Below are 11,888 nucleotides of genomic sequence, written 5' to 3'. Positions count from 1 at the left end.
TAAAAAAACTGCCCACATAAGAAAACGTGGGCAGTGTTTTATAGTGATTTCAAAACATTATTTCTTTTCGTCTTTAAGTAAGGGAACGCTGCTATCATTTGAGATAGATAATAGTCCAGACTTACTATAAATACCTAGCTTGGTACGGGTGTCGGTAATATCAAGATTACGCATAGTGAGCTGACCGATACGGTCTTGTGGTGTAAACGCACCTGCCACTTTTTCCATACTTAGGCGTTCAGGCTGATAGGTAAGATTAGGCGATTCTGTGTTTAGAATAGAGTAATCATTGCCACGGCGTAATTCTAGTGTGACCGTACCTGTGATCGCACGTGCCACCCAACGTTCTGCTGTTTCACGAAGCATTAATGCTTGTGAGTCAAACCAACGGCCTTGGTAGAGTAAACGACCTAAACGAATACCATTGATACGGTATTGTTCAATCGTATCCTCGTTATGAATGCCTGTGACCAGACGTTCGTAAGCAATGTGAAGTAATGCCATTCCTGGGGCTTCATAGATACCGCGAGATTTAGCTTCAATGATACGGTTCTCAATCTGATCACTCATGCCAAGACCGTGACGACCGCCGATTTCATTAGCTTTGAGAATGAGATCGACAGGGTTATATTCAACACCATTTATCGCAACAGGGTAGCCTTCTTCAAATGTGATGCTGACTTCTTCGGCTTTTACGTCGCAGTCTGTTTTCCAGAAAGGCACGCCCATAATAGGCTGAACGATACGAATACCGCTATTAAGGAATTCTAGGTCTTTCGCTTCATGTGTCGCCCCTAACATATTGGAGTCAGTAGAATAGGCTTTTTCAGCGGACATCTTATAATTAAAACCATTGGCACGTAAGAATTCAGACATCTCTGCACGACCGCCTAATTCATCGATAAAAGCCTGATCTAGCCAAGGTTTATAAATACGTAGTTCAGGGTTGGTCAGTAAGCCATAACGATAGAAACGTTCAATATCATTGCCTTTATAAGTACTGCCATCGCCCCAAATATGAACATCATCTTCTTTCATGGCGTTTACCAACATCGTTCCTGTAACGGCACGACCTAGTGGTGTGGTGTTGTAGTAGGTAACGCCAGCGGTAGTAATATGAAAGGCATTGCATTGAATCGCCGCAATTCCTTCATGTGCCAGTTGTTGACGGCAATCGATCAAACGTGCATTTTCAGCACCATATTCTTTGGCTTTTCGAGGAATAGCCTCATAATCCTCTTCATCGGGTTGCCCTAAATTAGCGGTATATGCATAAGGAATCGCCCCTTTTTTTCTCATCCAAAGCAAGGCGGCTGAGGTATCTAAACCGCCAGAAAAGGCGATGCCTACTTTTTGTCCAATCGGTACGTTTTGTAAAATGGTGTGCTGGTTATCCATGAAAAATCCCATACTCAAAAAATTACGCTCATAAAGGTTTATTATATATACTTCAAGTATTTTGAACAATGCGGATAATAGAAAATATCTTATTTAGGAATCAATATGTATCAATATCCTGAGTTGGCACTGTACATTAATGGTGAGTTTCTTTCTGGTCAAGGACGAGATGAACAGTCGGTCATGAATCCAGCGACTTTGCAAGTGTTGGGTCAGCTGCCTCATGCCAACCAGGCCGATCTTGATTTGGCATTAAAAAGTGCACATGATGCTTTTGTATTGTGGTGTCAAAAGTCCGCTTCAGAACGAGCAGAGATATTACATCAAGTAGCCGATCGATTGCGACAAAAGGCTTCAGAAATTGCGTATCACATTACTTTAGACGAAGGAAAAATTTATGATGAGGCTTTGTCTGAAGTCACTTCTTGTGTCGCACATTGTAATTGGAATGCTGAACAGGCGATGCGTATTGAAGGACGCGTGATTCAAAGTCGTGATATGGATTTAATGCAGTTAGAATTGCGTGAACCTATCGGTGTTTGTGTGGCCATTACACCATGGAACTTCCCATTTAATCAGGCAATACGCAAAATCTCAGCCGCCTTGGCAGCGGGGTGTACGGTGATTATCAAAGGTTCAGAAGAGGCACCAAGTGCAGTGATGAATATTGCCAAAGTATTTCACGAGGTAGGCTTGCCTGCAGGTGTTTTAAATGTGGTATGGGGTGTACCAGAGGTGGTGTCGGATTATTTGATTCGCTCACCCATCACTCGAGTGCTAGCGTTTACAGGTTCGGTCTCGGTGGGTAAAAGCTTGGCAGCTAAGGCAACTGAATCCATGATGTCAACGGTCATGGAATTGGGTGGTCATTCGCCAGTATTGATTTTTGAAGATGCAGATATTCACGAGTTATTACCTGCTTTGGTACGTCATAAATTAAGAAATGCGGGACAGTCTTGTAATGCCCCAACTCGTTGTTATGTACATGAATCAAAGTACGAAGCCCTGACAACCGCTTTAGTGGCCACTTTTAAGAAGGTGGTGGTAGGTAGCGGGTTAGACAAAGAAACGACGATGGGACCATTAGCCAATGAAAGACGATTAAACGTGATGCAAGAAATGGTGGACGATGCTTTGTCAAAAGGAGCAAAATTGTTGATAGGTGGACGTGCAATAAAAGGTTCGGGTTATTTTTTTGAACCGACGATTTTGACGGATGTCAATGATGATATGCGTATCATGAATGAAGAACCTTTTGGTCCTATTTTGACGATTAGTCCTTTTCGTGATGAACATCAAGTGGTCATGGCAGCCAATCGTCTAAATTATGGTCTAACGACTTATGTATTTACTCATGATGCCAAACGTCAGCACCGCTTAATACAAGCATTGGAGGCAGGTATGATACGAATAAATCGTATTGGCTCCTCTTTGCCAGAAACGCCAGTGGTGGGCATTAAAGACAGTGGTGTGGGTGTTGAAGGTGGTGTTGATAGTTTAAAACCTTATTTGCAGACTAAGTTTGTGTCGCTTGAGCCTTAATATTTGTTGAGGCGACTATCACCACTTGAATTGACGAAGTATATGGCTTTTCGCTTTATAATAAGTGGCGTTATTTCTTCTATCACGCTTTTACGCGGTTCGAAATCCTCCCGCGTTATCAAAACTAAGGAATTTTTATGAAAGCGATTGTTATCTTTTCAGGTGGACAAGATTCCACGACTTGTCTGATTCAGGCATTATCACAATATGGCAAAGAAAATGTGCAAGCCATTACTTTTTATTATGGTCAACGTCATGCTATTGAATTGGAAAAAGCACGTTGGATTGCACAAGACTTAGGTGTTAAGCAGGTTGAGATGGATTTGTCTTTGATCAAAGGTATTACGCATAATGCCTTGATGGACGAAAACACCCGTATTGAAGCACCTAAAGACAGTTTGCCCAATACTTTTGTAGATGGTCGTAATGCCTTATTTCTTTTATATGCAGCGATTTATGCGAAGTCACAAGGTATCCAACATATCATTGCGGGCGTGTGCGAAACTGATTTTTCAGGTTATCCTGATTGTCGTGATGTCTTTATTAAATCGATGAATGTGACGTTAAATTTGGCGATGGATTATTCATTTGTGATTGATACGCCTTTGATGTGGCTGACTAAAGCCCAAACGTGGGCGTTGGCAGACGAGTTGGGTTATTTGGAGTATGTTCAAAAACATACGCATACTTGCTATGAGGGCGTGGAAGGCGGTTGTGGTAAGTGTCCAAGCTGTGTTTTGCGTGATCGTGGGCTTCAAGAGTATCTGAATAATAAACGATCATCGTTGTGTTTAATGACAGAACGAACCGATAACGTGACGCATTAGACCTCATCAAAAAACATAGGAGTGTAAAGATGAAAGTGAGCAAAACATTTAGTTTTGATGCGGCTCATATGTTGGATACGCATGATGGTAAATGCAAAAATTTGCATGGACATACTTATACTTTGATAGTGACAGTCAGCGGTGATCTAATTACTGATGGCCCTAAGAAAGGCATGGTCATTGATTTTTCAGATCTCAAGGCTAAGGTAAAAAGTGAAATTATTGATCGATTGGATCATGCTTATTTGTACGATCAAACCAATGCCCAAGAGCGTGAGTTGGCAGAAGTTTTGGAACGTCAAGGTAAGAAAACATTTGCTTTTAAACAACGAACTACCGCAGAAAATCTGACCATCTATGTTTATCGTTGTTTGCGTGATGCGGGACTGGACGTGTCAAACGTTCGTTTATACGAAACGCCGAATAGTTTTTGTGAGTATGGTGAATAATGGTGATAAATGTTCATGCTGAGTCTGCTGTTTCTCATCAGTACCGCATTGTTGAAATTTTTGAGAGCCTACAAGGTGAAGGGTATTTTACAGGGACATCATGTATTTTCCTGCGTTTTGGGAAGTGTAATTTAAGGTGTTCATGGTGTGATACGAATTATGAAGCTTTTCAAATCTATTGTACCGAGGACATTTTACAAAGAATAAGTATTTATCAAAGTCGTACGATTATTATCACAGGCGGTGAACCAACGATACAACCATATATAAGCGATTTATTGCAGATCCTGAAAGCACGAGGCTATCGTTTGCATATTGAGACCAATGGACTTAAACCTGTTCCCAAAGAGATTGATTATATTGCGGTCAGTCCAAAAGCACTCTACGCAAAACGTTACCAAAAGTCTTGTATTACACAGGCTGATGAAGTTCGCATCGTGGTGGATCAAGTAGATATATTGCCATTTTGTAAATGGGTTGAACATAGAATCAAAGCAGAACATTATTACCTTTCGCCGTGTGAGGTTAATGGTCAGATGAATATTTATGAAACGATTCGACAGATTGGTTTGCTTAATGCTAGAGGGTCAGATTATCCTCATTGGCAATTATCTATCCAAACACATAAGTTGGCAGGGATTGAGTAAATGGGTCAAGATAAAACAACATTCATCAAAGAAATCGTGATTTAAACGGTTTACTTTATGCTTATTCTATATATAATAGGTTAAGGTAACTAATTACAGAGAGGATATTATGTCTGAACTTCTTCGAAAAATTACAAACGGTAATCTGGTGATCCAGATTCTGTTGGGCATCGTACTGGGGGTAATTTGGGCGACCGCATTACCAGAATACGCTAGTCATGTAGGATTCTTGGGCACATTTTTTGTAAAAGCCTTGAAAGCGATTGCGCCAATCTTAGTATTTATTTTAATTACACATGCGATTGCTCAGCATAAAGAGGGGCAGCAGACGAATCTTCGTAAGATTATTGTGCTGTACATATTTGGTACGTTATTAGCGGCAATTGTGGCAGCAGTAGTTAGTTATATTCACCCAGTGCATTTGAATATTGCGGTGGCAGGTCAGGGTTCTAACCCACCTCAAGATGTAACCGTAGTATTGATGAACTTGCTGATGAATATGGCCGTCAATCCTGTGACCGCTTTGGCTGAAGGTAATTATATTGGTATTTTGACATGGGCGATTCTAGCAGGTTTAGTGTTACGTCGTCATGAGGGTCCTACCAAAGTGCTGATGGATAATGGTGCTGAGGTGATCAGTGTGATTGTGGGTTGGGTGGTTCGTTTAGCACCTATCGGTGTGTTCGGTTTGGTGGCTCAAGCGATTCATGATGTCAACACAGGATCGGTTGTGGTGGCAGGTAAAACATTGACAGGCTGGGATTTATTGTCAGGTTATGCCGAGCTAGTAGCGGTGTTGTTGATTGCGATGCTGATTGTGGCATTGGTAGTGAATCCGATAATTGTCTTTGCAGTCACGAAACGTAATCCATTCCCGTTGGTATTTAAGTGCTTGCTAAGAAGCGGTATCTCGGCATTCTTTATGCGTAGTTCGGCGGCGAATATCCCTGTGAATATGCAACTTTGCCGCGAATTGAATTTAAAAGAAGAGACTTACTCGATTTCGATTCCTTTAGGGGCGACCATTAACATGGCAGGTGCGGCGATTACGATTACCGTGATGGCACTCGCAGCTGCTTATACAGTGGGCGTTGAGGTACACCCTATTACAGCTATTGTTTTATGCGTGATTGCGACTTTAGGTGCTTGCGGTGCATCGGGTGTGCCAGGTGGTTCATTGCTTTTAATCCCAATGGCTTGCAGTATGTTGGGGATTGATGGTGATATTGCTGCATCCGTTATTGGCGTGGGCTATATTATTGGTGTGATTCAAGACAGTGCGGAAACCGCATTGAACTCTTCAACCGATGTATTGTTTACAGCAGCAGCGGATGATGCCTCACTAAATCAAAAGGTTTAAAGCTGAGTTGAATGTCAGCAAGGAACGCTCTGTTCGTGATGAATGGAGCGTTTTTTTATGAAAAAACTTTTGAGATAAATACGAGTCTCCCTTTTTGAGACAAACATTAATAAATGTTCTGATATGAAAAGAAGTTGAAAGATGATGAGGTTGTCACCCCTCAACGCATCACGATGAGACATCAGTTCCTATTTGTGAGCAACTAAGTTCGCCACTCTGATTCGTGGAGAGGGGGGGATAAATTTTAGAACACTCGCTACATGTTTAACTTAGCGAATGTAGAAGCGTCTTTGAGAGAAGTGGCAACGACTTTACAGCCGTTGCCATGTCTTTTTCCGAGCGTCTTTAAATGCGATGATTACAATACCTTGGCTAGGGCGTTGGCAAAATAATCTACATTGTGAGTGTTTAACCCTGGTACATTAATACGTCCATTTTCTAGCATGTATATCGCATATTTCTCGCGTAATACATTGATTTGCTCGCTATTTAAAGGTAGGTAGCTAAACATGCCTTTTTGGGTAATGAGTAGATCGGCATTAAAGTTGGGGACGCGTTCTTTTAGAATCTCGTGGGTGCGTGTTCGCATGGCTTGAATACGCATTCTCATCTGATCGACTTCATTTTGCCAAAGGGTGGTTAAATCCGTATCAGAGAAAATGGTGTTGACGATAAAAGCACCATGTGCAGGCGGTGTGGAGTAGTGACTACGTACTAACACACGCAAATAACTGCGCACTTGATCTATCTCGCAGGCTTGAGGGCAAACCACCGATAAGGCACCAATCCGTTCCGCATAAAGCCCTACATTTTTGGAAAACGAACTGGCTAATAAGAAAGGAATATTGGCATTTAAAAACTGTTGTACAACTTGACGATCTTGTGTCAATCCCTCGCCGAAGCCTAAATAAGCAATATCTAAAAAGGGAATAAGCTGACGATCTTTGATGATGTCAAGAACGATAGACCATTGATCCGTATTTAAATCGCAGCCAGTAGGGTTGTGACAACAAGGTTGTAAAAGAACGATGCTGCCTTTGTTTAAGGTTTTGAAAAGGGATACCATCTCATCAAACAAAAGCCCTTTTTCATGGGAGTAATAATCGTAGGCGTGCGTTTTGATACCCATTGCTTCAAAAAGTGCAAAATGATTATCCCAGCCCGGTTTGCCAATCCATGCTTGAGCTTCTGGGAATGCTTTGTGCAATAAACCTGCCCCAAGACTGATCGCACCTGTGCCGCCTAAAGTTTGTACGGTGGCAATGCGACCATCAATATAAGCTGGAGACTGTTCGCCAAAATAAAGTTTTTGCACATGCTGGTTAAAAGCAGGCAACCCCTCCATGCCAATATAAGCACGAGGAATATGTTGTTCGGCAAGCCATGCTTCTGCTTTTTGTACAGAAAGGGGTAAAGGTACTTTGCCATCATTATCTAAATAAACACCAATGGCTAAGTTGACTTTTTCTTCTCGAGTGTCTTTCTGGCAAGCATCCGCAATTTTGAAAATGGGATCTTGAACGATAGGGGGGAGTTGTTTATACATCATTAAAAACAGTATTAGTAGTCAATATGTGTATGATTGTGTGCCATAAGATGGGTGGGTGTCAATCATTTTGAGACAAGAACCTTGATAAAAAAGTAAGGACTTCCCGTAAATGTTGAAGTAAAGTGAGTAAGCTATTGTCAAAGTAAGAAAAAAAGGTTACAATGCTTAGTTCAGTAATCTTTCTAGCCAGAAAGCTTAGCGACTTAACTCTAAAAGTGAAGTATTTTCAGTGAGTTAAGGGTTCTGAGTGTTTTTTGGTTTTGGCTAGTGAGGGGTTATTGAAATGCTAAATTAAACAGATTTCCCATAGATTGTTAAGCATATTTTGTTAGTGCTTGTGTAGAAATACAACAATATACGGGGCCAAAACTGGTTATATGCATGTAAGTTAGTGCTCGCTAATTTACTGAATTTGCAAGGGTGTGTCAGGGTAAGTCCTTTGACACGAATGTAACTAAGTTGGAACAGGAATAATCATGATCCAAATGCAAAGCACGCTTGACGTGGCTGATAACACGGGTGCACGTCGTGTCATGTGCATCAAAGTGTTAGGTGGTTCTAAGCGCCGTTACGCTTCTGTTGGTGACATCATCAAGGTTAGCGTTAAGGAAGCTGCTCCACGTGGTCGCGTTAAAAAAGGCGAAATTTATAACGCTGTTGTTGTGCGTACAGCTAAAGGTGTACGCCGTAAGGATGGCTCATTAATCCGCTTTGGTGGTAATGCAGCCGTATTGCTCAATGCCAAACTAGAACCAATTGGTACACGTATCTTTGGACCAGTAACGCGTGAATTGCGTACTGAGCGTTTTATGAAGATCGTATCATTGGCTCCAGAAGTGATTTAAGGGGCATAAGATGCAGAAAATTCGTAAAGGTGATGAAGTAATCGTGTTGACTGGTAAGGACAAAGGCCGTCGTGGTGCTGTGCTTGCTCGTGTTGATGCTGACTACGTTTTGGTAGAAGGTGTAAATCTTGCTAAGAAACACCAGAAACCTAATCCATACACGAACACACAAGGTGGTATTGTGGATAAAGCGATGCCAATTCATGTGTCAAATGTAGCGATTTTTAACCCTGCAACGGGTAAGAAAGATAAAGTTGCGATTAAGGTTGAAAATGGTCACAAAACTCGTGTATATCGTTCTACTGGTGAAGTAGTAGGTGTTAAGGGTTAAGAGGTAAGTCATGACACGTTTACAAGATATATACAGAGATAAAGTCGTAGCTGAACTAACAAAACAGTTTGGTTACAAAAGTGTAATGGAAGTGCCTCGCATTACGAAAATCACTCTAAATATGGGTGTGTCTGAAGCAGTGGCTGACCGTAAAGTTATCGAAAATGCGGTAAGCGATTTGACAAAGATCGCTGGTCAGAAACCTGTTGTTACGAAGACTCGTAAAGCGATTGCTGGCTTTAAGATTCGCGAAAACTATCCAATCGGTTGTATGGTGACACTTCGTGGTCAACGTATGTATGAATTTTTGGATCGTTTGGTAAACATTGCGTTGCCACGTGTACGTGACTTCCGCGGTGTTTCTGGTCGTGCATTCGATGGCCGTGGTAACTACAATATCGGGGTAAAAGAACAGATCATTTTCCCTGAAATTGAGTATGATAAAATCGATGCACTTCGTGGTTTGAACATTAGCATCACAACAAGTGCTAAAACAGATGAGGAAGCAAAAGCGCTATTAGCAGCTTTCCGTTTCCCATTCCGTAATTAAGGGGAAATGACGTGGCTAAATTATCACTCATTAACCGTGATGTAAAACGCGCTAAGCTAATCGCTAAGTTTGCTAACAAGCGTGCTGCTTTAGTTGCGATTATTAACGATACATCTAAAACAGACGAAGAACGTTATGAAGCTCGTCTAAAGTTGCAACAGTTGCCTCGTAACGCTAACCCAACGCGTTATCGCAATCGTTGTGTGATTACTGGTCGCCCTCGTGGTGTGTTCAGCAAGTTTGGTCTTACTCGTCACAAATTGCGTGAAATGGCAATGCGTGGTGAAGTACCAGGTATGACTAAGGCTAGTTGGTAGGAGATTTATAAATGAGCATGAGCGATCCTATTGCCGATATGTTGACGCGTATTCGTAACGCACAACAAGTCGAGAAACTTTCGGTAAGAATGCCCTCCTCCAAGCTAAAAGTAGCTATTGCTACTGTGCTGAAAGATGAAGGCTATATTGAAAACTTTGAAATCAAAGGCGAAAAACACAAGCCTGAGCTTGAAATCGCTTTGAAATACTACGCTGGTCGTCCTGTTATCGAGCGTATTGAACGTGTGTCACGTCCTGGTTTGCGTATCTATAAAGGTACCAACAGCATTCCTCAAGTGATGAATGGTTTGGGAGTGGCTATCGTATCAACTTCACGTGGCGTCATGACTGACCGTAAAGCTCGCAAAGAAGGTGTGGGCGGCGAAGTTTTGTGCTACGTGGCGTAAGGAGAATAGAGTATGTCACGTATTGCTAAATATCCAGTAGTCGTACCGAGTGGTGTTGAAGTGACTATCACTTCTGACAACATTCGTGTAAAAGGTCCTTTAGGTGAACTAAACCAGCCACTTTCAGGCGATGTTGCGATTAAGCATGAAGACGGTAAGTTGACATTTGCTAAAACAAATGACACACGTCATGCACAAGCGATGTCAGGTACGATTCGTGCCTTGGTGAATAACATGGTCATCGGTGTAAGCAAAGGCTTTGAGCGTCGTCTTACATTGGTGGGTGTGGGTTATCGTGCACAGGTTCAAGGTACTAACTTGAAACTTGAGTTAGGTTTCTCGCATGATGTCGTTCATCCGCTACCAGCTGGCATTAAGGCTGAATGCCCAAGCCAGACTGAGATCGTTATTAAAGGTTTTGATAAACAAGCGGTTGGTCAAGTAGCTGCGAAGATTCGTGGTTATCGTCCACCTGAGCCATATAAAGGTAAGGGTGTTCGTTACGCTGATGAACACGTTGTTATCAAAGAAGTTAAGAAAAAATAATCGCATATAGGGCAACATTATGGACAAAAAATTATCCCGTTTGCGCCGTGCACAGGCTAGTCGCCGCAAAATTGCGGAACTACGTACACATCGTTTGTGCGTACATCGTACTAACCAGCATATTTATGCGAACGTTATTTCGCCAGAAGGCGACAAAGTACTTTTCTCTGCATCAACACTAGAACCTGAAGTTCGTAGTGCTTTGGCTGCTGAGAAGAAATCTGGTTCAAACGTAGCGGCTGCGACTATCGTAGGCAAGCGCGTTGCAGAAAAAGCAAAAGCAGCTGGTGTAGAATCTGTTGCTTTTGATCGTTCTGGTTTCCGTTATCATGGCCGTGTGAAAGCGTTGGCAGAAGCTGCACGCGAAGCTGGCTTGAAATTTTAAGCGAGGAATTGTCATATGTCTACTAAAGCACAAGGCAAAAATGCCGCTGAAGAAAGAGATGATGTTTACCGCGAAAAAATGATTGCGGTAAACCGTGTTAGTAAAGTTGTAAAAGGTGGTCGTACCATGTCTTTTGCTGCGCTTACAGTAGTAGGTGATGGCGATGGCCGTATTGGTATGGGCAAGGGCAAGGCTCGCGAAGTGCCAGTGGCAGTTCAAAAAGCAATGGAACAAGCTCGTCGTGGTATGGACAAGATTCCTTTAAATAATGGTACTTTGCACCACACTGTTGTAGGTAAACATGGTGCGTCTACGGTACTTATTTCTCCAGCTGCAGAAGGTACTGGCGTTATCGCTGGTGGCCCAATGCGTGCGATTTTTGAAGTAATGGGTATTCGTAACGTTGTTGCTAAGAGCTTTGGTTCTAGTAATCCTTACAACATGGTTCGTGCTACATTGAATGGTTTGCGTTCATGCCAAACACCATCTGATGTGGCTGCCAAACGTGGCAAAACCGTCGAAGAGATTTTGGGGTAAGTCATGGCAGATAAACAAATCAAAGTTACACTGGTACGTTCTGTGATCGGTACTCGTAAAGATCACCGTGACACCGTTCGCGGTTTAGGTCTTGGCAAGCTTAACAGCAGCCGAGTATTAAAAGATACACCAGAAGTTCGTGGTATGATCCGCAAAGTAGACTATCTTGTCTCTGTAACTCAAGTGTAAGAGGTACGA

General features: G+C 42.2%; 16 protein-coding genes. 14 read left to right on the top strand and 2 right to left on the bottom strand.

Annotated elements, in window-relative coordinates; all coding sequences use genetic code 11:
- Window positions 1-57: 57 nt before the first annotated feature.
- The gene (argG, locus tag IX83_RS08095) at window positions 58-1,398 is read right to left on the bottom strand and encodes an argininosuccinate synthase (RefSeq protein ID WP_038501229.1); all 1,341 of its coding nucleotides are present in this window, start codon (window positions 1,396-1,398) and stop codon (window positions 58-60) included.
- Between the two features lie 105 nt (window positions 1,399-1,503).
- On the opposite strand from argG, the gene IX83_RS08090 reads away from it, so the two are divergent.
- The 5 genes from IX83_RS08090 (at window position 1,504) to sstT (ending at window position 6,223) form a co-directional block, all read left to right on the top strand.
- Window positions 1,504-2,940: an NAD-dependent succinate-semialdehyde dehydrogenase gene (locus tag IX83_RS08090; protein WP_038501228.1), complete on the top strand. Its 1,437-nt coding sequence runs from the start codon at window positions 1,504-1,506 to the stop codon at window positions 2,938-2,940.
- Between the two features lie 137 nt (window positions 2,941-3,077).
- Window positions 3,078-3,767 (top strand): 7-cyano-7-deazaguanine synthase QueC, encoded by a 690-nt coding sequence (queC, locus tag IX83_RS08085; RefSeq protein WP_038501226.1) that lies wholly within the window; start codon window positions 3,078-3,080, stop codon window positions 3,765-3,767.
- A gap of 29 nt (window positions 3,768-3,796) precedes the next feature.
- The gene (gene queD, locus IX83_RS08080; RefSeq protein WP_038501224.1) at window positions 3,797-4,216 is read left to right on the top strand and encodes a 6-carboxytetrahydropterin synthase QueD; all 420 of its coding nucleotides are present in this window, start codon (window positions 3,797-3,799) and stop codon (window positions 4,214-4,216) included.
- On the top strand, window positions 4,216-4,863 hold the full coding sequence (locus tag IX83_RS08075; protein WP_038501222.1) for a 7-carboxy-7-deazaguanine synthase QueE: 648 nt from the start codon (window positions 4,216-4,218) through the stop codon (window positions 4,861-4,863). Before queD ends, IX83_RS08075 begins: the two co-directional genes overlap by 1 nt.
- Before the next feature lie 109 nt (window positions 4,864-4,972).
- Complete coding sequence (gene sstT / locus IX83_RS08070) at window positions 4,973-6,223, top strand: serine/threonine transporter SstT (RefSeq protein ID WP_038501220.1); 1,251 nt, start codon at window positions 4,973-4,975, stop codon at window positions 6,221-6,223.
- Window positions 6,224-6,581: 358 nt separating this feature from the next.
- On the opposite strand, the gene IX83_RS08065 is transcribed toward sstT, so the two are convergent.
- Window positions 6,582-7,772: an amino acid aminotransferase gene (locus IX83_RS08065; RefSeq protein WP_077315937.1), complete on the bottom strand. Its 1,191-nt coding sequence runs from the start codon at window positions 7,770-7,772 to the stop codon at window positions 6,582-6,584.
- Between the two features lie 476 nt (window positions 7,773-8,248).
- Between IX83_RS08065 and rplN the strand changes: the two genes are divergently transcribed.
- The 9 genes from rplN to rpmD are packed head-to-tail and all read left to right on the top strand — an operon-like array spanning window position 8,249 to window position 11,879.
- A complete protein-coding gene (rplN, locus tag IX83_RS08060; RefSeq protein WP_038501216.1) occupies window positions 8,249-8,617 on the top strand; it encodes a 50S ribosomal protein L14 in 369 nt (122 codons plus the stop codon).
- A 10-nt stretch (window positions 8,618-8,627) separates the two neighbouring features.
- Window positions 8,628-8,948 carry a 50S ribosomal protein L24 gene (gene rplX / locus IX83_RS08055; RefSeq protein ID WP_038501214.1) on the top strand — a complete coding sequence of 107 codons (321 nt, stop codon included), beginning with the start codon at window positions 8,628-8,630 and terminating at the stop codon, window positions 8,946-8,948.
- Between the two features lie 10 nt (window positions 8,949-8,958).
- Entirely contained in the window at window positions 8,959-9,498 is a 540-nt protein-coding gene (gene rplE, locus IX83_RS08050) for a 50S ribosomal protein L5 (RefSeq protein ID WP_038501212.1), read from the top strand.
- A gap of 11 nt (window positions 9,499-9,509) precedes the next feature.
- Window positions 9,510-9,815, top strand: coding sequence for a 30S ribosomal protein S14 (gene rpsN / locus IX83_RS08045; protein ID WP_038501210.1), 306 nt, complete (start codon window positions 9,510-9,512; stop codon window positions 9,813-9,815).
- Between the two features lie 11 nt (window positions 9,816-9,826).
- Window positions 9,827-10,222, top strand: coding sequence for a 30S ribosomal protein S8 (gene rpsH, locus IX83_RS08040; protein ID WP_038501207.1), 396 nt, complete (start codon window positions 9,827-9,829; stop codon window positions 10,220-10,222).
- A 12-nt stretch (window positions 10,223-10,234) separates the two neighbouring features.
- Window positions 10,235-10,768: a 50S ribosomal protein L6 gene (rplF, locus tag IX83_RS08035; protein ID WP_038501205.1), complete on the top strand. Its 534-nt coding sequence runs from the start codon at window positions 10,235-10,237 to the stop codon at window positions 10,766-10,768.
- Between the two features lie 19 nt (window positions 10,769-10,787).
- Window positions 10,788-11,153 (top strand): 50S ribosomal protein L18, encoded by a 366-nt coding sequence (gene rplR, locus IX83_RS08030; protein WP_038501201.1) that lies wholly within the window; start codon window positions 10,788-10,790, stop codon window positions 11,151-11,153.
- 15 nt (window positions 11,154-11,168) lie between these two features.
- Window positions 11,169-11,690 (top strand): 30S ribosomal protein S5, encoded by a 522-nt coding sequence (gene rpsE / locus IX83_RS08025; protein WP_038501199.1) that lies wholly within the window; start codon window positions 11,169-11,171, stop codon window positions 11,688-11,690.
- Window positions 11,691-11,693: 3 nt separating this feature from the next.
- The gene (gene rpmD / locus IX83_RS08020; protein WP_038501196.1) at window positions 11,694-11,879 is read left to right on the top strand and encodes a 50S ribosomal protein L30; all 186 of its coding nucleotides are present in this window, start codon (window positions 11,694-11,696) and stop codon (window positions 11,877-11,879) included.
- Window positions 11,880-11,888 lie beyond the last annotated feature (9 nt).

This window comes from Basilea psittacipulmonis DSM 24701 (assembly GCF_000743945.1).
GTDB classification, from domain to species: Bacteria; Pseudomonadota; Gammaproteobacteria; order Burkholderiales; family Burkholderiaceae_B; genus Basilea; species Basilea psittacipulmonis.
This window is presented reverse-complemented; position numbering and strand designations above follow the sequence as displayed.